This window comes from Streptomyces sp. NPDC006544, from assembly GCF_040611715.1.
Taxonomy (GTDB): Bacteria; Actinomycetota; Actinomycetes; order Streptomycetales; family Streptomycetaceae; genus Streptomyces.
This window is the reverse complement of sequence record NZ_JBEXOV010000059.1, coordinates 19,070-36,952: the sequence shown is the minus strand read 5'-3', so window position 1 is coordinate 36,952 and position 17,883 is coordinate 19,070. Positions and strand designations below refer to the sequence as shown.

22 protein-coding genes are annotated in these 17,883 nt (G+C 70.7%); 9 read left to right on the top strand and 13 right to left on the bottom strand.

The window, feature by feature from the left end:
• Window positions 1–78 precede the first annotated feature (78 nt).
• Window positions 79–1,743 carry a fumarate hydratase gene (locus tag ABZY44_RS24910; RefSeq protein WP_356657420.1) on the bottom strand — a complete coding sequence of 555 codons (1,665 nt, stop codon included), beginning with the start codon at window positions 1,741–1,743 and terminating at the stop codon, window positions 79–81.
• 160 nt (window positions 1,744–1,903) lie between these two features.
• Here ABZY44_RS24910 and ABZY44_RS24905 point away from each other — a divergent pair, with 160 nt between their 5' ends.
• Both ABZY44_RS24905 and ABZY44_RS24900 read left to right on the top strand, forming a co-directional pair.
• Complete coding sequence (locus ABZY44_RS24905; RefSeq protein WP_356657418.1) at window positions 1,904–2,587, top strand: DUF1707 domain-containing protein; 684 nt, start codon at window positions 1,904–1,906, stop codon at window positions 2,585–2,587.
• Window positions 2,588–2,864: 277 nt separating this feature from the next.
• Window positions 2,865–3,167 (top strand): WhiB family transcriptional regulator, encoded by a 303-nt coding sequence (locus tag ABZY44_RS24900; protein WP_254382915.1) that lies wholly within the window; start codon window positions 2,865–2,867, stop codon window positions 3,165–3,167.
• 197 nt (window positions 3,168–3,364) lie between these two features.
• Here ABZY44_RS24900 and glpX read toward each other — a convergent pair whose 3' ends face one another.
• Window positions 3,365–4,396 carry a class II fructose-bisphosphatase gene (gene glpX, locus ABZY44_RS24895; RefSeq protein ID WP_356657416.1) on the bottom strand — a complete coding sequence of 344 codons (1,032 nt, stop codon included), beginning with the start codon at window positions 4,394–4,396 and terminating at the stop codon, window positions 3,365–3,367.
• A 233-nt stretch (window positions 4,397–4,629) separates the two neighbouring features.
• Between glpX and ABZY44_RS24890 the strand changes: the two genes are divergently transcribed.
• The gene (locus tag ABZY44_RS24890; protein ID WP_356657446.1) at window positions 4,630–5,157 is read left to right on the top strand and encodes a DUF4245 domain-containing protein; all 528 of its coding nucleotides are present in this window, start codon (window positions 4,630–4,632) and stop codon (window positions 5,155–5,157) included.
• A 133-nt stretch (window positions 5,158–5,290) separates the two neighbouring features.
• On the opposite strand, the gene ABZY44_RS24885 is transcribed toward ABZY44_RS24890, so the two are convergent.
• The 4 genes from ABZY44_RS24885 to ABZY44_RS24870 form a co-directional block, all read right to left on the bottom strand.
• Window positions 5,291–5,881 carry a malonic semialdehyde reductase gene (locus ABZY44_RS24885; protein ID WP_356657414.1) on the bottom strand — a complete coding sequence of 197 codons (591 nt, stop codon included), beginning with the start codon at window positions 5,879–5,881 and terminating at the stop codon, window positions 5,291–5,293.
• A gap of 122 nt (window positions 5,882–6,003) precedes the next feature.
• Window positions 6,004–6,240 carry an exodeoxyribonuclease VII small subunit gene (locus ABZY44_RS24880; protein ID WP_356657412.1) on the bottom strand — a complete coding sequence of 79 codons (237 nt, stop codon included), beginning with the start codon at window positions 6,238–6,240 and terminating at the stop codon, window positions 6,004–6,006.
• Between the two features lie 56 nt (window positions 6,241–6,296).
• Window positions 6,297–7,694: an exodeoxyribonuclease VII large subunit gene (xseA, locus tag ABZY44_RS24875; protein WP_356657410.1), complete on the bottom strand. Its 1,398-nt coding sequence runs from the start codon at window positions 7,692–7,694 to the stop codon at window positions 6,297–6,299.
• A gap of 9 nt (window positions 7,695–7,703) precedes the next feature.
• Window positions 7,704–9,128: an APC family permease gene (locus tag ABZY44_RS24870; RefSeq protein ID WP_356657408.1), complete on the bottom strand. Its 1,425-nt coding sequence runs from the start codon at window positions 9,126–9,128 to the stop codon at window positions 7,704–7,706.
• An 86-nt stretch (window positions 9,129–9,214) separates the two neighbouring features.
• Between ABZY44_RS24870 and ABZY44_RS24865 the strand changes: the two genes are divergently transcribed.
• Entirely contained in the window at window positions 9,215–10,219 is a 1,005-nt protein-coding gene (locus ABZY44_RS24865; protein WP_356657406.1) for a 4-hydroxy-3-methylbut-2-enyl diphosphate reductase, read from the top strand.
• 47 nt (window positions 10,220–10,266) lie between these two features.
• Window positions 10,267–11,040, top strand: a complete 774-nt coding sequence (gene ppgK, locus ABZY44_RS24860) for a polyphosphate--glucose phosphotransferase (protein ID WP_356657404.1) — start codon at window positions 10,267–10,269, stop codon at window positions 11,038–11,040.
• A 133-nt stretch (window positions 11,041–11,173) separates the two neighbouring features.
• Here the strand turns inward: ppgK and ABZY44_RS24855 are convergent, their stop codons facing one another.
• On the bottom strand, window positions 11,174–11,563 hold the full coding sequence (locus ABZY44_RS24855; protein WP_356657444.1) for a DUF6542 domain-containing protein: 390 nt from the start codon (window positions 11,561–11,563) through the stop codon (window positions 11,174–11,176).
• A gap of 212 nt (window positions 11,564–11,775) precedes the next feature.
• Here ABZY44_RS24855 and ychF point away from each other — a divergent pair, with 212 nt between their 5' ends.
• Window positions 11,776–12,864 carry a redox-regulated ATPase YchF gene (ychF, locus tag ABZY44_RS24850; RefSeq protein ID WP_356657402.1) on the top strand — a complete coding sequence of 363 codons (1,089 nt, stop codon included), beginning with the start codon at window positions 11,776–11,778 and terminating at the stop codon, window positions 12,862–12,864.
• A gap of 134 nt (window positions 12,865–12,998) precedes the next feature.
• Here the strand turns inward: ychF and ABZY44_RS24845 are convergent, their stop codons facing one another.
• Both ABZY44_RS24845 and ABZY44_RS24840 read right to left on the bottom strand, forming a co-directional pair.
• A complete protein-coding gene (locus ABZY44_RS24845) occupies window positions 12,999–13,262 on the bottom strand; it encodes a type II toxin-antitoxin system RelE/ParE family toxin (RefSeq protein ID WP_054221840.1) in 264 nt (87 codons plus the stop codon).
• On the bottom strand, window positions 13,255–13,530 hold the full coding sequence (locus ABZY44_RS24840; RefSeq protein WP_356657399.1) for a type II toxin-antitoxin system Phd/YefM family antitoxin: 276 nt from the start codon (window positions 13,528–13,530) through the stop codon (window positions 13,255–13,257). Before ABZY44_RS24840 ends, ABZY44_RS24845 begins: the two co-directional genes overlap by 8 nt.
• A 366-nt stretch (window positions 13,531–13,896) precedes the next feature.
• Here ABZY44_RS24840 and ABZY44_RS24835 point away from each other — a divergent pair, with 366 nt between their 5' ends.
• Both ABZY44_RS24835 and ABZY44_RS24830 read left to right on the top strand, forming a co-directional pair.
• Complete coding sequence (locus ABZY44_RS24835; RefSeq protein WP_356657397.1) at window positions 13,897–14,178, top strand: type II toxin-antitoxin system prevent-host-death family antitoxin; 282 nt, start codon at window positions 13,897–13,899, stop codon at window positions 14,176–14,178.
• Complete coding sequence (locus ABZY44_RS24830) at window positions 14,175–14,429, top strand: Txe/YoeB family addiction module toxin (RefSeq protein WP_168530032.1); 255 nt, start codon at window positions 14,175–14,177, stop codon at window positions 14,427–14,429. Before ABZY44_RS24835 ends, ABZY44_RS24830 begins: the two co-directional genes overlap by 4 nt.
• 28 nt (window positions 14,430–14,457) lie before the next feature.
• Here the strand turns inward: ABZY44_RS24830 and ABZY44_RS24825 are convergent, their stop codons facing one another.
• The 4 genes from ABZY44_RS24825 to ABZY44_RS24810 all read right to left on the bottom strand — a co-directional run bounded on the left by ABZY44_RS24825 (window position 14,458) and on the right by ABZY44_RS24810 (window position 17,360).
• Entirely contained in the window at window positions 14,458–15,039 is a 582-nt protein-coding gene (locus ABZY44_RS24825; protein WP_356657395.1) for a Uma2 family endonuclease, read from the bottom strand.
• A gap of 267 nt (window positions 15,040–15,306) precedes the next feature.
• A complete protein-coding gene (locus tag ABZY44_RS24820) occupies window positions 15,307–15,693 on the bottom strand; it encodes a CPCC family cysteine-rich protein (protein ID WP_356657393.1) in 387 nt (128 codons plus the stop codon).
• Window positions 15,694–15,880: 187 nt separating this feature from the next.
• On the bottom strand, window positions 15,881–16,027 hold the full coding sequence (locus tag ABZY44_RS24815) for a hypothetical protein (protein ID WP_356657391.1): 147 nt from the start codon (window positions 16,025–16,027) through the stop codon (window positions 15,881–15,883).
• Window positions 16,028–16,244: 217 nt separating this feature from the next.
• Window positions 16,245–17,360 (bottom strand): SMP-30/gluconolactonase/LRE family protein, encoded by a 1,116-nt coding sequence (locus ABZY44_RS24810; protein WP_356657389.1) that lies wholly within the window; start codon window positions 17,358–17,360, stop codon window positions 16,245–16,247.
• A gap of 76 nt (window positions 17,361–17,436) precedes the next feature.
• Here ABZY44_RS24810 and ABZY44_RS24805 point away from each other — a divergent pair, with 76 nt between their 5' ends.
• Window positions 17,437–17,874 carry a MarR family transcriptional regulator gene (locus ABZY44_RS24805; protein ID WP_356657387.1) on the top strand — a complete coding sequence of 146 codons (438 nt, stop codon included), beginning with the start codon at window positions 17,437–17,439 and terminating at the stop codon, window positions 17,872–17,874.
• Window positions 17,875–17,883 lie beyond the last annotated feature (9 nt).

Below are 17,883 nucleotides of genomic sequence, written 5' to 3'. Positions count from 1 at the left end.
CCCGGCTCCATCTGCCGATCGGCGGAACCGTTCGAGGGGGCCCTCCGCCGATCGGCGGAGGGCCCCCTCGGGGATGCGTTACAGGCCCGGGCCGCGGACCGGGATGTGGGTGAACGTCGGCTCGGGGGCCGGGTTCTGGAAGAAGTCGTTGCCCTTGTCGTCGACCACGATGAAGGCCGGGAAGTCCTCCACCTCGATCTTCCACACCGCCTCCATGCCGAGCTCCTCGTACTCCAGGACCTCGACCTTCTTGATGCAGTCCTGGGCCAGGCGCGCCGCCGGGCCGCCGATGGAGCCGAGGTAGAAGCCGCCGTGCGCGGCGCACGCGTCCGTCACCTGCTGCGAGCGGTTGCCCTTGGCGAGCATGACCTTCGAGCCGCCCGCCGCCTGGAACTGCTCCACGTAGGAGTCCATGCGTCCGGCCGTGGTGGGGCCGAAGGAGCCGGAGGCGTAGCCCTCGGGGGTCTTCGCGGGGCCGGCGTAGTAGACCGGGTGGTCCTTGAGGTACTGCGGCATCTCCGCACCCGAGTCCAGCAGCTCCTTGATCTTGGCGTGCGCGATGTCGCGCGCCACGACCAGCGGGCCGGTCAGCGAGAGCCGGGTCTTGACCGGGTGCTTGCTCAGGGTCGCCAGGATCTCGTCCATCGGCTGGTTCAGGTCGATGGAGACGACGTCCGCCGACTCGTCCAGGTGCGAGTCCGTGGTCTCCGGCAGGAACCGCGCCGGGTCCGTCTCCAGCTGCTCCAGGAAGACGCCCTCCGCGGTGATCTTCGCGGTGGCCTGGCGGTCCGCCGAGCAGGAGACCGCGATGGCCACCGGCAGGGAGGCGCCGTGGCGCGGGAGGCGGACGACGCGGACGTCGTGGCAGAAGTACTTGCCGCCGAACTGCGCGCCGATGCCGATCCGCTGGGTGAGCTCGAAGACCTGCTGCTCCAGGGCCTGGTCACGGAAGCCGTGGCCCAGCGCGGAGCCCTCGGTCGGCAGCTCGTCCAGGTAGTGCGCCGAGGCGTACTTCGCGGTCTTGAGCGCGTGCTCCGCCGAGGTGCCGCCGACCACGATCGCCAGGTGGTACGGCGGGCAGGCCGCGGTGCCCAGCGAACGGATCTTCTCCTCCAGGAACTTCATCATGGAGGCCTCGTTGAGGACCGCCTTGGTCTCCTGGTAGAGGAAGGACTTGTTGGCGGAGCCGCCGCCCTTGGCCATGAAGAGGAACTTGTACGCCCCGCCGTCGGTCGCGTACAGCTCGATCTGCGCGGGGAGGTTCGAGCCGGTGTTCTTCTCCTCCCACATGGTGATCGGGGCCATCTGCGAGTAGCGCAGGTTGAGGCGGGTGTACGCGTCGAAGATGCCGCGCGACAGCGCCGCCTCGTCCGCGCCCGAAGTCAGCACGTTCTGGCCGCGCTTGCCCATCACGATCGCCGTGCCCGTGTCCTGGCACATGGGGAGCACGCCGGCCGCGGCGATGTTGGCGTTCTTCAGGAGGTCGAGCGCGACGAACTTGTCGTTCGCCGAGGCTTCCGGGTCGTCGATGATCCGGCGCAGCTGCGCGAGGTGCGCGGGGCGCAGGAAGTGCTGGATGTCGTGGATCGCCTCTTCGGCGAGCTTGCGCAGCGCCTCCGGCTCGACCTTGAGGAACGTACGGCCGTCGGCCTCGAAGGTCGAGACGCCTTCGGAGGTCACCAGTCGGTAGGGGGTGGTGTCCTCGCCCAGGGGCAGCAGGTCGGTGTACGCAAACTCTGGCATGACGGCAGTCAGTCCTCACTCGGCAGACGGCGCTGACGACCAATTGGCAGCGCGGTGTCAAGCGTAGGACCTCCGCGGGGACGTTTGTCTGTGAGGTAAGGCTCACTGGGCCCCGTCGGGGGAGTATCGCGATCTATCGTGTCTCGCTATGCTGGGTGACGTGGACCTGGAAAAGCACCCCGCGGCCGCCGCCGCCCCCGCAGTTGCAGCAGTCGGCGCGCTGCGCGCCTCCGACGCCGACCGGGACCGGATCGCGCAGATCCTCGCCGACGCCCTGGCCGAGGGCCGGCTGAGCGCCGAGGAGCACTCCGACCGCCTCGACTCCCTGTACGCCTTCAAGACGGTCGGCGAGCTGGACGTCCTCGTGCGGGACCTCCCCGCGCCCGGCGCCGGGACCCGGCAGGAGCGCGCGTACGGTCCCGAGGGGTACGCGGGGCAGCCCGTGGGCACCCCGGCCGAGACCCTCGTCGCGGTGTGTAGCAGCTCCTCCCGCAAGGGCCGCTGGCGGCCGGGTGCCCACACCCGCGCGGTCTCCGTCCTCGGTGACATCACCGTCGACCTCACCGAGGCCGTCTTCGAGCAGCAGGTCACCGAGATCAACGTGACCTGTGTCCTCGGCAACGTCGAGATCCTGGTCCCGGAGAACGTCACGCTGCGCGGCTACGGCAGCGGGGTCCTCGGCAACGTCGAGGTGCACGGCGAGGGCGCCGGCGCGACCGACCCGCACGCGCCGGTCGTGATCGTCCGCGCCTTCGCGCTGCTCGGCAACATCGAGGCGCGGCGCAAGCCCGGCGCCCGTCTGGTCGACCTGGCGCTCAAGCTCCGCGAGCGCCCCGGGACGTGACGGACGGGGCCACTTCCGGTCCGTGCCGGGCGGGGCGCATATGTGCCGTGCGCATGCCGGGTGAGTGACCTCTCCGGGCCGGCGGGCGGCGGCGGATTTCGGTCGAACCTCGCGGATCGGCGGCACTCGGTGCATAGGGACGCGCACAGCGGGTAGGGACAGGTGCATCGTCTCTCGCTCGCGTATACGTCGTCAGGAGTAGACCGTGCCGCATCCGCTGCGCCAGTCCCTGCAGGTAGCCGCCGTCCAGAGTCTTCAGGGACGGCCCGCGGCGGCCGTGCCGAAGCCGCGGGTGCCGGCCAGGGAAGAGGACGGTCCCTGGCACGCGGACGCGGTGTGCCGGCGCGACGAGGCCGGGCTGTTCTTCGCCCCCTCCAAGGAGCCCACGGCCGCCAGGCTCTCCCGCGAGGACGCCGCCAAGCGGGTCTGCGCCCGATGCCCCGTGATGGTCGCCTGCCGAGAGCACGCACTCATACAGCCGGAGCCGTACGGCGTCTGGGGCGGGCTCACGGCCGCCGAGCGCCGGGTGGTGCTGGCGCGCCGGCGGCGCCGGGCGGGGGAGCTGCGCGAGGCCTCCTAGACACGCGTCCTTCCGGGCGCGCATCCCCAGGGGCGCACGGAACCGGGCATACGGAACCGGGCATACGGAACCGGGCATACGGACCGGGCATACGGACCGGGCACACGGAAGGGGCGCTCCCGCCGCACGCGGGAGCGCCCCTTCCGGCGCGCCGTCTCCGGCACGCCCACTGTGGTCTGTGGCGTCGTGGCCGCGTCCTACTGGGCGCGGTCGAAGTCGATCGCGCTGTACGCGCGGAGCTTCGAGAGCCGGTGGGTCGAGTCGATCTGCCGGATCGTGCCCGACTTCGAGCGCATGACCAGCGAGGAGGTCGTCGCGGTCGCGGAGCGGTAGTGGACGCCGCGCAGCAGCTCGCCGTCCGTGATGCCCGTGGCGACGAAGAAGACGTTGTCCCCGGAGACCAGGTCGTCGGTGTGCAGGACGCGGTCCAGGTCGTGGCCCGCGGCGATGGCCTTCTGGCGCTCGTCCTCGTCCTTGGGCCAGAGCTTGCCCTGGATGGTGCCGCCGAGGCACTTGATGGCGCAGGCCGAGATGATGCCCTCGGGGGTGCCGCCGATGCCGAGGAGCAGGTCGACGCCGGTGCCCTCGCGGACCGCCATGACCGAGCCGGCGACGTCGCCGTCGGAGATGAACTTGATGCGGGCGCCGGTCTCGCGGATCTCCTTGACGATGCCCTCGTGGCGGGGGCGGTCGAGGATGACCACGGTGACGTCCTCCACGGCCATCTTCTTGGCCTTGGCGACGCGGCGGATGTTGACGGAGGCCGGGGCGTTGATGTCGACGAAGTCGGCGGCCTCGGGACCGGTGACCAGCTTCTCCATGTAGAACACCGCGGACGGGTCGAACATGGTGCCGCGGTCGGCGGCGGCCAGGACGGCGATGGCGTTCGGCATGCCCTTGGCGTTCAGGGTGGTGCCGTCGATCGGGTCCACGGCGATGTCGACCTCGGCACCGGTGCCGTCGCCGACCCGCTCGCCGTTGAACAGCATCGGGGCTTCGTCCTTCTCGCCCTCGCCGATGACGACCACGCCGTTCATCGAAACGGTGGAGATCAGGGTCCGCATCGCGTTGACGGCGGCGCCGTCGGCGCCGAGCTTGTCGCCGCGCCCGACCCAGCGGCCCGCGGCCATGGCGGCGGCCTCGGTGACCCGGACGAGTTCCAGGGCGAGGTTGCGGTCGGGGGCCTCCGGGGAGACTTCGAGCTGGGGCGGCAGGTTGTGCTCGGTCATCGGAGCGCACCTTTCTGTACGGCGACGGCCGGGAGTGAGGGTCCCTGGACTCTATCGGTACGTCGATAAATTGAGCAGACCGGGTCACGTATGAGCGGCATATCGGTCAGCTGATTGTCCTGAGCGGACATCTTGTGCGGATACGCCCGGGTGCGGAGGTGTGTGCGGGGGCGCCACGCCGACCCCGGCGAAGATCTGTGCCGGCGATGCGGGACGATGGTCCCGTGGCAGGTATGAAGGGCAAGCAGACGGTTCGGGACATGGTCCTCTCGCTGGCGGTGATCGGCCTCGTCGTGGGCGGCATCTACATGTTCATCCCACATGACGAGAAAGCCGATCCGACGCGAGTGGTCGACTACCGCGTCGAGACGCTCACGGCCCGGCGCGCGGCCCCGTACCCGCTGGCCGCCCCCGTGGGGCTCCCGCAGGAGTGGCGGGCGACCTCGGTGGGCTTCGAGCGAAAGAGCGCCAACGCCTGGCACCTGGGCTTCCTGGACCCGCAACAGCAGTACGTGGCGGTGGAGCAGTCCACGGACACCACGGCGGGCTACATCGGCAAGGTCACCAAGAAGGCGACGGCCACCGGGCAGAGCCAGCAGGTCGGCGACCAGGTCTGGGAGCGGTGGGACGGCGAGAAGTACGACGCCCTCGTGCGCCGGGAGCAGGGCTACGTCACGGTGGTGACCGGGACGGGCTCCTTCGAGCAGCTCGGGGCGATGGCGGCGGCGCTGGAGTTCAAGCAGGGCGCCGAGAAGCAGTAGCGGCGCCGGCCGTCCGGCGTACGACGAAGGGGCCGTGCGCCCCGGGATCCGGGGCGCGCGGCCTCTTGCGGTACGTCAGGCGTCAGCTGTCGAGCGTCAGGCGTAGGTCGTACGGGGTCAGGCGTCAGCCGGCTCAGACGGTGGTGACGACCTGGTCGAACTCCAGGCGCGGGGAGCGCGGGAACCAGGCGTCCTCGCCCGGCTTGCCGATGTTGACGACCATCAGCGGCGTGTGGTCGCCGTCCAGGAACTCCTTCTGGATGCCGGCGAAGTCCAGGCCGGTCATCGGGCCCGCGGCCAGGCCGGCGGCGCGGACGCCCATGATGAAGTAGGCGGCCTGCAGCGTGGCGTTGACCAGCGCGGACTGCTCGCGGACCGGGCGCGCGGAGAAGAAGGCGTCCTTGGCCTGCGGGAAGTGCGGGAGCAGTCGCGGGAGCTCCTCGTGGAACTCGTTGTCCGCGGACAGGATCGCGACCAGCGGGGCGGCGGCGGTCTTGGCCTGGTTGCCCTCGGCCATGTGCTTCACCAGGCGCTCGCGGGCCTCGGGGGAGCGGACCAGGGTGATGCGCAGCGGGGTCTGGTTGAAGGCGGTCGGGCCGAACTTCACCAGGTCGTAGATCGCCTGGACCTGCTCCTCCGTCACCGGCTCGTCGGAGAACGTGTTGGCGGTGCGGGCCTCGCGGAAGAGGAGGTCCTGAGCGGCGGCGTCGAGAACGAGAGACATCGGAAAGCCTTCTTCTGTACGGACTGAAGCTGAAGCGACGTCCTGAAGACTACCGCCGAGATAGATGAAAATTCAACTAGTTTGCCGAGGTGGTGACCGAGCTCACTCCCGGCCGGCCGGCCTCATTCCCGGCCGCGCTCCCCGTCGTCCTGCCCCGCGTCCCGCGCCGCCAGCGCCGAGTCCAGCCGGGCGCGGGCGCCCTCGAGCCAGTGGCGGCACACCTTCGCGAGCTCCTCGCCGCGCTCCCAGAGCGCGAGGGAGTCCTCCAGCGAGGTACCGCCGGCCTCGAGCTTGCGGACGACCTCGATGAGCTCGTCCCGCGCCTGCTCGTATCCCAGCGCCGTATCGGTTTCGGCCATTCCCGATCCCACCTTATGTGTGTAGTGCAGCGAATTTGTTGCGGCAATGTGTCGCGCTACGCGAGATCCCCGGCCCCGGTTCCGGGCCCGCTCCCGGCCCCGGCCCCGGTTCCTGCGCGGGTTCCGGCGTCGGTTCCTGCGCGGGTTCCGGCGTCGGCGTCGGCCGCGCTCCCAGCCTCGGCCTCGGTCTCGGCCGCGCTCCCGGCCCCGGTCCCGGCCTCGGTCCCGGCCTCGGTCCCGGAGCCGAAGGCCCCGACCGCCACCCGGAACTCCCCGTCCGCCACCCGCGCCCGCAGCACATCGCCCGCCGACACGTCCTGCGGCGAGCGCACCACGTGCCCGTCGGCCCGTTGCAGCACGGCGTACCCGCGCTCCAGCGTCGCCGCCGGCGACAGCGCCACCACCCGGGCGAGCGTGTGCGCCAGCTCCGAGTCGGCCCGGTCCAGCAAGTGCCCCAGCGTCCGCCGGCCGCGCGCCAGCAGCGCGTCGAGCTCGGCCTCCCGGGTCTCCACCATCCGCTGGGGGTGGACGAACACCGGGCGCGCGAGGGCGTGCGCGAGCCCCCGCTCCTCCCGGTCGAGCAGTCCGCTCACGGCGCGCAGCCCCCGGCCCTGCAACTGGTGTACCCGCTCCAGCTCCTCGCCGACGTCCGGGACCACCTTCTTCGCGGCGTCCGTGGGCGTGGACGCCCGCAGGTCCGCCACGAGGTCCAGCAGCGGGGAGTCCGGCTCGTGCCCGATCGCCGAGACCACGGGCGTGCGGGCCGCCGCGACGGTCCGGACGACCTCCTCGTCGGAGAACGGCAGCAGGTCCTCCACGCTGCCGCCGCCGCGCGCCACGATGATCACGTCCACCTCGGGCAGGGCGTCCAGCTCCTTGACCGCCTGGATCACCTGGGGCACCGCGTTCACCCCCTGGACGGCGACGTTGCGGACCTCGAAGCGGACCGCCGGCCACCTGCGCCGGGCGTTCTCCAGCACGTCGCGCTCGGCCGCCGAGGCCCGCCCCACCACCAGCCCGATCAGCTGCGGCAGGAAGGGCAGCGGCTGCTTGCGGTCCGGGGCGAAGAGGCCCTCTGCGGCCAGCGAACGCTTGAGCCGCTCCAGCCGTGCGAGCAGTTCGCCGATGCCGACGGGGCGTATTTCCGTCGCCCGCAGCGACAACTGCCCGCGCGGGGCGTACCACTCGGGCTTGGCCAGGACGACGACGCGCGCGCCCTCCGTCACCGAGTCCGCGACCTCGTCGAAGACCTGGCGGAAGCAGGTCACGCTGAGCGAGATGTCGTGCGAGGGGTCGCGCAGCGTCAGGAAGACCACCCCCGCTCCCGGCCTGCGCGAGAGCTGCGTGATCTGCCCTTCCACCCACACCTGGCCGAGCTTGTCGATCCAGCCCCCGATGAGCCGGGACACCCGGCCGACCGGCAGCGGCGCGTCAGCCGACGTATTCAGACCCATGCACGCAGGCTAACCGCCCGAACCGACACCGGCGTCGGGGCCGGCCCCGCCGGCGGCCGCGCGTCGCCCGCCCTGGACCACCAGCACGCACAGGCCCACCGCCAGCCACACCGCCCCCACCACCTGGGCCGTCCACGAGGCCTCGACGATCACCGCCACGGTCACCGTGGCGCCGAGCACCGGCAGCACCAGGTGCTTGAACCAGTTCGGGGCCCCCTCGCGCCGTTTGACGACGAACCAGCCGACGACCGAGGCGTGCAGCAGGGTGAACGCCACCAGCGCTCCGACGTCGACCACCGAGACCAGGTGGTCCAGTCCGTCGTCGCGCCGGGCCGCCCACACCGCCGCGATCAGCGTCACCGCCGCCGCCACCAGCAGGGCCGGGCGCGGCGTGCCGTGGGAGGTACGGGCCAGCGCGCGCGGCAGCCGCCGCTCGCGGGCCATCGCGAACAGCAGCCGGCCCGCCGCCGCCTGCCCGGCCAGCGCCGCGAAGGCGGCCCCGACCGCCTTGCTGACCGCGACCAGATCGTGCAGCCAGGGCCCCACGGAGGCCTCCACCGTGGTGTAGAAGGCGGGCCCCTGCTTCACCGGATCGGCCGCCAGCTCGGCCGAGGAGACGGGGGTGAGCAGGGCCGCCAGATAGGTCTGGGCGATGAACAGCACCCCGGTCAGCGCGAGACAGAACAGCACCGCCCGCGCCACCTTCGCGCTGCCGCCCGTCACCTCCTCGGCGAAGGAGACGATGGCGTCGAAGCCCAGGTAGGACAGGACGGCGACCGAGACCGCCCCGAGCACGGCGGTCGTCGAGAAGCCGAGCGAGCCGTCGCCGGTGAGCGGCGAGAGCCAGCCGCGCCGCGCCCCGTCGCGGACCAGCACGGTCACCGCGGCGACCAGGAACACCAGCAGGACCACGATCTCCATGGCCAGCACGGCGAAGCCCACGCGCGCCGCCGCCCGTACGCCCCAGAGGTTGAGCAGGGTGGTGACGACCACGGCCAGGGCCGTCCACACCCACCGGGAGACCTCCGGCACCAGGGCGTTCATGGCGATCCCGGAGAAGAGGTAGGCGACCGCCGGGATCAGCAGGTAGTCGAGCATCGCCATCCAGCCGGCGATCAGGCCGGGGCCCTCGCCCAGGCCCTTGCGGGCGTACGTGAACACCGAGCCGGCCTGCGGGGCCACGCGCACCATCTGCGCGTAGGAGAAGGCGGTGAAGGCCATCGCGACGGTCGCGAAGAGGTAGACGAGGGCGACGGCGCCGTGCGACTTGGCGTCGAGGGTCCCGAAGACGCCGACCGGGGCCATGGGAGCGATGAAGAGGAGCCCGTAGACGACCAGGTCCCGGAAGCCGAGGCTGCGGCGCAGCGCGGTACCGGAACCGCCGGGCGTCCCGGGGGCTCCGGGCGTCGTGCTGGAATCCGTCGCGGACGCCATCGTTCCTCCGGGGGATAGCCGGTACGGACATTCGACCCAGTCTGCGTCGAACGGGCGACGTCCGGCCTGCTGGAGACCCCCGTACGATGGAGCCCATGACTGCTGCCGCCCCCGCTCCCGCATCCCGCCGCGTCCTGCTCGCCGCCCCGCGCGGCTACTGCGCGGGCGTGGACCGAGCCGTGATCGCCGTCGAGAAGGCCCTCGAGCAGTACGGTGCGCCGGTCTACGTCCGCCACGAGATCGTGCACAACAAGTACGTCGTCCAGACCCTGGAGAAGAAGGGCGCCATCTTCGTCGAGCGGACGGAGGAGGTGCCCGAGGGTTCCATCGTGATGTTCTCCGCGCACGGCGTGGCCCCTGTGGTGCACGAGGAGGCGGCCCGCGGCAAGCTCGCGACGATCGACGCGACCTGCCCGCTGGTCACCAAGGTGCACAAGGAAGCCGTCCGGTACGCGAACGAGGACTTCGACATCCTCCTCATCGGCCACGAGGGCCACGAGGAGGTCATCGGCACCTCCGGCGAGGCTCCGGACCACATCACCATCGTGGACGGCCCGCACGACGTGGAGAAGGTCACCGTCCGCGACGAGTCCAAGGTGGTCTGGCTGTCGCAGACCACGCTCTCCGTCGACGAGACGATGGAGACGGTCGACGCGCTGAAGACCAGGTTCCCGCTGCTCCTCTCGCCGCCGAGCGACGACATCTGCTACGCCACGTCGAACCGCCAGGAGGCCGTCAAGGCGATGGGCGCGGACTCCGACCTGGTCATCGTGGTCGGATCCAAGAACTCCTCGAACTCGATCCGTCTCGTCGAGGTCGCCCTCGACGCGGGCGCGCGCGCCTCCTACCTCGTCGACTTCGCGAGCGAGATCGACGAGGCCTGGCTGGAAGGCGTCACCACCGTCGGCCTGACCTCGGGCGCCTCGGTGCCGGAGGTGCTGGTCGAAGAGGTGCTGGAGTGGCTCGCCGAGCGCGGGTACGCGGACGTGGAGATCGTCAAGACCGCCGAGGAATCGATCGTCTTCTCGCTGCCCAAGGAACTGCGGCGCGACCTTCGCGCCGAGGCGGCGGAGCTCGTTTCGGAGAAGTAGGCCCGTTCGGGGCAGCGCCGGGGCCGGGCATTTCGTACGGTGAGTCCATGGAGATCTTCGGCGTGGACATCGGCGGTACCGGGATCAAGGGCGCTCCCGTGGACCTGGACCGGGGCGACCTGGCGCAGGAGCGCCACAAGGTGCTGACACCGCAGCCGGCCACCCCCGACGGGGTGGCCGGCTGCGTCGTCGAGGTGGTGCGCCACTTCGACTGGGACGGTCCGGTCGGGGTCACGTTCCCCGGCGTGGTCACGAGCGGGGTCACCCGTTCGGCGGCCAACATGGACAAGGCGTGGGTCGGCGTGGACACGGCGGCCCTCCTCTCGCAACGCCTGGACGGCCGCCGGGTCACGGTCCTCAACGACGCGGACGCGGCGGGGATCGCGGAGATGTCCTACGGGGCGGGGCGCGGGATCGGCGGCACCGTCATCCTGCTCACGCTGGGCACCGGGATCGGCAGCGCGCTGTTCACGGACGGGCGGCTGGTGGCCAATACCGAACTGGGTCACCTGGAGCTGAAGGGCCACGACGCGGAGACGCGGGCGTCGGTGAAGGCGAAGGAGGACGGGGACCTCACGTGGGAGCGCTGGGCGCACCGGGTGGGGAAGTACCTGGCCCACGTGGAGATGCTGTTCTCGCCGGACCTGTTCATCATCGGCGGGGGAGTGAGCCGCAAGCCGGAGAAGTTCCTGCCGCTGATCGAGGGCGTCCGCGCGAAGATCGTCCCGGCGGAGCTGCAGAACAACGCGGGCATCGTGGGTGCGGCGATGGCGGCGCACTCGGGGGCGGGGCCGGGGCCGGGGGCGGCGTCGGCGTCGTAGTCGGCGGGGTCGGCGGGTCGGCGGGGTCGGCGTCCCGGGACTGCTCCGCGCCGACCACGACTCCGGCCCCGCCGGCCACGGCGAGCGGGGGGAGGAGCTGTAAGGGGGGCCGGGGCAAGCGGTGCAGGGGGAGCTAGGCGATGCGGCGGGGCGCTCTCCTGCGGCCGATCAGTGCGGCCTTGCGCACGACCACGATCAGGGCGGCGACGAGCGTCCCGGCGTACAGCCAGCCGGCGTGCAGGGACAACGCGGACACCAGTCCCATCACCTCCCCGGCGAAGCCGCCGGAGCCGCCCGACACGGGCCACACCCCGGCGGCGAAGGCGATCGGGGCGGTGATCGGCGCGGTGATCAGGTCGGCCGGCCGCACCCACAGGGCGGTGGCGGCCGCGACGGGCAGGAAGAACAGCCCGTAGACGAACAGCGAGGCGTCGAACAGCAGCCAGTCGACGCCGCCGACCACGAGCATCGCGGCGCACCCGAACAGCCCGCCGCCGAGCCCGGTCAGCCGCGGCCGCGGCAGCCGTCGTACCGCCGCCCGCCCGGGGGCCGGGGCCCGCTCCGCAGGGTGACGTACCGTACGCGCCTTGTATCGCTCCACCCCCCAAAAGTAGGCGGGGGGCCGCCGATCGCGTGCCCGGACACGCGTACATCCGTGCCCCCTCATCGGAAAGTAAACTGTCCGACGGCCCACTACCGGGCCGCCGCCCCCTCCAGCTACGGGAAGTCGCCAACGTGTCGCTCACGATCGGAATCGTCGGCCTGCCGAATGTCGGCAAGTCGACCCTGTTCAACGCCCTGACCAAGAACGACGTGCTGGCGGCCAACTACCCGTTCGCCACGATCGAGCCGAACGTCGGCGTCGTCGGCGTTCCGGACGCGCGCCTCGCCGTCCTGGCCGGCATCTTCGGTTCGCAGAAGGTCCTCCCGGCGACGGTCGACTTCGTCGACATCGCCGGCATCGTGCGCGGTGCGTCGGAGGGCGAGGGCCTCGGCAACAAGTTCCTCGCGAACATCCGCGAGTCGGACGCGATCTGCCAGGTCATCCGCGCCTTCGCGGACGAGAACGTCGTCCACGTCGACGGCAAGGTCTCGCCGAAGGACGACATCGAGACCATCAACACCGAGCTGATCCTCGCGGACCTCCAGTCCATCGAGAAGGCCGTTCCGCGCCTGACGAAGGAAGCCCGCCTCCAGAAGGAGAAGGTCGCGGTCCTCGCGGCCGTCGAGAAGGCCCAGAAGATCCTGGAGGAGGGCACGACCCTCTTCTCGGTGGGCATCACCAAGGGCACGGAGCAGGGCGACCTCCTCCACGAGCTCCACCTCCTCACGGTCAAGCCGTTCCTCTACGTCTTCAACGTGGACGAGGACGAGCTGACGGACGACGCCTTCAAGGCGGAGCAGAGCGCGCTGGTGGCCCCGGCCGAGGCGATCTTCCTGAACGCCAAGCTCGAGGCCGAGCTCATCGAGCTCGAGGACGACGAGGCCCTCGAGCTCCTCCAGTCGGTCGGCCAGGAGGAGCCCGGCATGGCCACCCTCGGCCGCGTCGGCTTCGCCACGCTGGGCCTGCAGACCTACCTGACGGCCGGCCCGAAGGAAACCCGCGCCTGGACCATCAAGAAGGGCGCCACCGCCCCCGAGGCCGCCGGCGTGATCCACACCGACTTCCAGCGCGGCTTCATCAAGGCCGAGGTCATCTCCTTCGCGGACCTGGTCGAATGCGGCTCGGTCGCCGAAGCCCGCTCCAAGGGCAAGGCCCGCATGGAAGGCAAGGACTACGTCATGCAGGACGGCGACGTGGTGGAGTTCCGCTTCAACGTCTGAGCGGATGAAATAACACCACGTAATTGACGTGGCAAATATGCAGGTCAGAGGGGGTCGGGCTCTGTCGAGCCCGACCCCCTCGTCGTCACCGTGCTGGATGGGTGCTGGATATTCTGACGTGGGGTCAGCGGCGATCAGGTCTCGTAAACGGTGGACCGGTGCCCCACGTGAACGACCCAGACCACCAGCTCCCCGTTGTCGATCGTGTAGACGACGCGGTAGTCGCCGACGCGCAGGCGGCGACGTTCGGGCTGGGACACCAGCGCAGTGGTGTTGAAGCCGAGGGGGTCGGTCTCCAGCTCGGTCAGCTTGGCCAGGATGCGCAGCGCCATGTCGCGGGGGATCTTCCGAAGCTCGGCCTGCGCCTCGGGACGGAAGACAGTTCGGTACTCACTCACCGCGTGCCAGCGTCTCCCTCATGATGTCCTCGATCGGGATGCCGGGCGCGGGGTTGGCCATGCGCTCGTCGATGATCCGGTTGATCTCGCGCTCTTCCCATTCCTGGTACTTGTGCAGCACCTCGATGGAGACGACCGCGGCGACTTCCTTGCCCCGGCGTGTGATCACCGTGGGTACGTCGTCGCGATCGGCGCGCTCCACGACCTCCGCCAGGTGGGCGCGCACGTCGCGGATGGACTCTCTGGGCAGCGGCAGCGGCAGCGTCATGCGCACAAGCGTACCGAGTGTCCCATGTGTACACAACGGCTGGAATCCGCAGTGTCCCCCCGCTCGCGCTGGATGAACTCTCACCGTGCTGGATTGGTGCTGGGTGGGAGCGGCGGGAACCGCGTTTTCGCAGGTGGGAGCCTGTACTCGATGTTCCGCTTCAACGTCTGAGCGCGTGAATCAGCACCACGTCTCTCACCGGGCAAACCCGCAGGTAGAAGGGCCCACCTCCTCGGAGGTGGGCCTTTGGCTTTTTCCCGTGCTGGGACGGCGCTGGGACGGCTGACCATCTATCAGCCGTTCCCCTCCTGGTAGACACCAAGAGTGGTACGTTATTAGGTACCACTTGAGGGAAGAGGTCGGGACATGTCGATAACTGCAAGCGAAGCCCGCAAGGAACTCTTTCCGCTGATCAAGAAGGTCAACGAGAACCACGAGGCCATCGAGATCGTCTCCAAGCACGGCAACGCCGTGCTCGTCTCGGCCGAGGACTACGCGGCACTGCGCGAGGGCTCGTATCTGCTGCGCTCACCGGCGAACGCCCGTCGGCTGCTCAAGGCGTACGAAAACGCCCTGGCCCACATCAATGTGTCGGAGCGGGAACTGGTCGATCCGGACGCGGCGGACGCGGGTGCGGGTGCCGCGTGAGGCTTGTTTTCGAGGATCAGGGCTGGGAGGACTACACGTCCTGGCTCAAGAACGACCGCAAGATGCTCGCCCGGATCAACAAGCTCATCGAGGACGTCAGGCGCGACCCCTTCTCGGGGATCGGCAAGCCCGAACCTTTGAAGTACCACCTGCCTGGCGCGTGGTCGCGGCGGATCGACGATGAGCACCGGCTCGTCTACCTGGTGACGGACAAGGAGATCGTCATTCTCGCGGCTCGGTACCACTACTGACCGCCCGTGCTGACTTGGTGCTGACTTTTCAGCTGCTTCGGGGCGGCGTCAGCCTGTCGAGGTTCAGGTCCACCTCGAAGGGCACGGGGCGTTGGAGGGTGCCCCGGAAGATCCCGGCGGGGGCGTATGCGCCAGTGGGTTCGTCGAGTTCGTAGACGTGGACGACGGGTGCTCCGTCCTCGTCCTCGATGCACCAGTAGTGGGGGATGCCGGCCTCTGCGTACTTGCGAAGTTTTACTGGGCGATCGCGATGGGCGGACTCCGGGGAGACGACCTCGATGACGAGCTTCACGTCCTCCGGGGCGTACCACGTGCGGTCGGGATCGTAGGGCAGGTCCGTCAGCAAGAGGTCCGGCTCGGGACGGGTGCGGGCATCGAGGCGGATCGTCATTTCCCGCTCGACCTCGAATCCGGCTGGTGCCTGCGCCATGAGCGTGGTGGTCAGGGCGGTGACGAGGCGGCCATGCCAGGACCGCTGGGGCGACATCCTGAAGACGAGGGCTCCATCGATCAACTCGGTGTGGCGGGGTGCCTCGGGGAGGCGGTCGAGGTCCTCCGCGAACCAGCCTTCCGGGCGCGGCGGGCGCATCCAGTCGGGCAGTGCGGTCATGGCTTCACGGTAGCGGTCCACGGCTCGGCCCGAGGAGCGAATGGCACGGCGAGTGGAGCGCCGGCGGCTTGCCGAGCCGTTACCCGGCAAGCCGCCTGGCATCCGGCCGTGATCTGCTCGGCGGTCTCGATCACCATGATGTTGATCTCTGATTCGGCCCAAGGAGGTCAACCTCCCTCGACGGAACAACACCAGGTCGCTGACGTGGCAAATGTGCAGTTCAGAAGGGGTCTACTCCACCGGGTGTCGGCCGCTCGACGTGGGAGGTCATGAGGCCGGTTCGGAGCGGCGCCAGAACGTGGGCAGCCACCAGCAGAGCACCGAGCGGTCGTCGGGCCACGGAACGTGCTCCTCGGCTTCCCAGTCCTCGAAGGAGTCGCGCGTCAGGTCGATGGCGCGCCAGGCCGGGTCGAGCGGTTCGTCCGTCGCCGGCGGCCGGACGTACTGGCGGCCCTGTTGGTCGCAGGCGCCGAAGTCCTGGTAGTTGCGCTGCGCCTCGATCAGGGAGACCTTGTTCGCCCCACCGTCCATGGCCGGCCAGCGGAACTGGACCCCGTCGTCCTCCCAGAAGCAGACGGGGCAGATTTCGTAGGAGCCGGGCATGGCGTCGAGCACGCGGTGCCCGCAGCAGGGACAGGGGTAGGAATCGCTCACCCGCGCAGTCTCGCCGCGGGACCCGGCCGTGCGCCATGGATTTCTCCGCTCCTCGCTCGGCCGGTCCGCGGACATGCGGCAGGGCATGCGCGAGCAGTCGTGTGGAGTCCCCGCACACCCACCGGGAAGTGGCTGGTCAGAGCCCACGCCCCGGGTGTCGCGCCCGTGCCGGCCCTGTGCTGGCCTGTCAGCTGCCCACCCGGCCGCTCGATCCGGCGAGCACGACGACACCCGTACTGCTGCCCGTGGCCGGCTCCATCAAGACCGACTCCCAAGGTGCCGTCAGCTCGTGTTCGACGACCTTCAAGGTGTCTCTTCTCAGCACGGGATCCACACCAGGTGAGGCTATCGGTACACCAGGCGGACACGCCCCGCAGGCCCTCGGGGCATGCAGGCATCGAGTGCACGAGGCGGTGGCGGCCGTCGGCGTCTCCGAGGGGCTTCGGGCGGCCGTCGCCGAGGACCGGCCGGACGGCGGGGTCACCGGCGGGCGGATGTCTCCGGGCCGCCACCGCCGGCCGGGTGTCCGGCTCCCCACCGGCTCCGGGGGGTCAGAGGCCGCGGACCGCGGCGATCGTGAAGGCCGTGGGGGCGCCCGTGGACGGCATCGGGCCGCCGTCCTTGTCGAACTGGGAGCGCACCACCAGGGTGCGGCCGCCCGGGACCTGGGCCAGCGTCGTCGGTATCTGCAGCGACGGGTCCGTGACCGTGCGGACCAGCCGGGCCCGGGTGCCGTCCGCCGAGACCTGCCAGCGGCTCAGTGTGTTGCGGGTGTTCTGGGCCGCGCGCAGGACGCCGCCCGGGGCCAGGTCGAGGCCGTCGGCCGTCTTCAGGTCGCCGCCGGAGAGGGCCACGCGGGAGACCGCCCCCGAGCGCGGGTCGATGCGGTACAGGTCGCCCGCCGTCATGTCGGCGGTGAGCAGGTAGCGCCCGGCCGGGTCGGCGGTGATGCCGTTGAGGCTGAAGCTGCCCGCCGGAGACGGCGTCAGCCGCCCGCTCAGGTCGTACGCGGGCAGCAGCGGGCCCGAACCGGCGGCGAGCTGGTCCGGGGTCACCCGGTAGACCACCGCGCGGGCGCTGTCGGTCAGGTACGCGGTGCCGTCCGGGGTGATGGCCAGGTCGTTGAGGAAGCGGGGCCCGCTCCCCTGGATCTCGAAGTGGGCGAGGCGGGCCCCGGAGCGGGTGTCGTAGACCGAGACGCCCGACGTGGAGTCGGTCACCCAGAGCCTGCCGTGCGCGTCCACGCGCAGTCCGTTCGCGGTGTGGCGGCCGTCGGTGCCGGAGGGCAGGAACACCTCGGCCTCGCGTGCGCCGGGGCGGGCCCGGTAGACGGTGCCGTCCGTGTAGGAGCCGACGTAGACCGCGCCCGTGCGGGGATCGGCGGCTATGCCCTCGGGGAAGGCCTTCGCGGACGGGAGGCCGAAGGCCGTGGAGATCCGGACGGCCCCTGCCCGGCCGCCGGGGGCCGGGCCGTCGTGAGAACGGCCGCCGGGGGCGTGGCCGTCCGCGGTCCGCGCGGACGTGCCCCGGGCGTCCGAGGCCCGCGCATCCCAGGCCTGGGCGGCCGGTGCGGCGTCCGAGGCCTGGGCGGCCGGGGCCACACCGAGGGTGAGGGCGAGCGCCAGGGTGAGCAGGGAGGCGGAGGCGGACAGGGACTGCTTCGTCATCGGATGTCCTCTTCTTGGCGTGTGAGTACGAATGTAGATTAGGGCTCTAATGCACGCAAGGGCTTATGATGCCTGGATGACTTCCATGCCCGTCGAGGAGCGCATCGGCTCCCATGTGAAACGCGCCGAGCAGGCGCTCCTCGGGGCCAAGAACGCCGCGGTGAAGCCCGCTGCGGTAACGGTTCCTCAGTACGCCGCGCTGCTGTGGCTCTCCGAGAAGCCCGGGATCTCGGCCGCCGCGCTCGCCCGCCTCTGCGGGGTGACTCCGCCGACCATGAACACGGTGCTGAAGAACCTCCAGGAGCGCGGCCTCATCGAGCGGACCCCGCACGAGCTGCACCGCAACGTCCTGGAGACCCGGCTCACCGACGAGGGGCGGTCGGTGATGGAGGTGGCCGACGCGGCGGCCGTCTCGGTCGAGCGCCGGCTCGCCTCCGCGTTCAGCGCGCAGGAGCGGGAGCAGCTGGTCCGGCTGCTGGGGCGGTGCGTGGAGGTCCTCGGCGACTTGAGGTGATGCCGGGGG

Bases quoted from the DNA above. Each gene is read 5' to 3' on its own strand.
- ABZY44_RS24910 (WP_356657420.1), bottom strand. From the start codon at position 1,743: ATGCCAGAGTTTGCGTACACCGACCTGCTGCCCCTGGGCGAGGACACC.
- glpX (WP_356657416.1), bottom strand. From the start codon at position 4,396: ATGACCGAGCACAACCTGCCGCCCCAGCTCGAAGTCTCCCCGGAGGCC.
- ABZY44_RS24890 (WP_356657446.1), top strand. From the start codon at position 4,630: ATGAAGGGCAAGCAGACGGTTCGGGACATGGTCCTCTCGCTGGCGGTG.
- ABZY44_RS24885 (WP_356657414.1), bottom strand. From the start codon at position 5,881: ATGTCTCTCGTTCTCGACGCCGCCGCTCAGGACCTCCTCTTCCGCGAG.
- ABZY44_RS24880 (WP_356657412.1), bottom strand. From the start codon at position 6,240: ATGGCCGAAACCGATACGGCGCTGGGATACGAGCAGGCGCGGGACGAG.
- xseA (WP_356657410.1), bottom strand. From the start codon at position 7,694: ATGGGTCTGAATACGTCGGCTGACGCGCCGCTGCCGGTCGGCCGGGTG.
- ABZY44_RS24870 (WP_356657408.1), bottom strand. From the start codon at position 9,128: ATGGCGTCCGCGACGGATTCCAGCACGACGCCCGGAGCCCCCGGGACG.
- ABZY44_RS24865 (WP_356657406.1), top strand. From the start codon at position 9,215: ATGGAGCCCATGACTGCTGCCGCCCCCGCTCCCGCATCCCGCCGCGTC.
- ppgK (WP_356657404.1), top strand. From the start codon at position 10,267: ATGGAGATCTTCGGCGTGGACATCGGCGGTACCGGGATCAAGGGCGCT.
- ABZY44_RS24840 (WP_356657399.1), bottom strand. From the start codon at position 13,530: ATGACGCTGCCGCTGCCGCTGCCCAGAGAGTCCATCCGCGACGTGCGC.
- ABZY44_RS24835 (WP_356657397.1), top strand. From the start codon at position 13,897: ATGTCGATAACTGCAAGCGAAGCCCGCAAGGAACTCTTTCCGCTGATC.
- ABZY44_RS24825 (WP_356657395.1), bottom strand. From the start codon at position 15,039: ATGACCGCACTGCCCGACTGGATGCGCCCGCCGCGCCCGGAAGGCTGG.
- ABZY44_RS24810 (WP_356657389.1), bottom strand. From the start codon at position 17,360: ATGACGAAGCAGTCCCTGTCCGCCTCCGCCTCCCTGCTCACCCTGGCG.
- ABZY44_RS24805 (WP_356657387.1), top strand. From the start codon at position 17,437: ATGACTTCCATGCCCGTCGAGGAGCGCATCGGCTCCCATGTGAAACGC.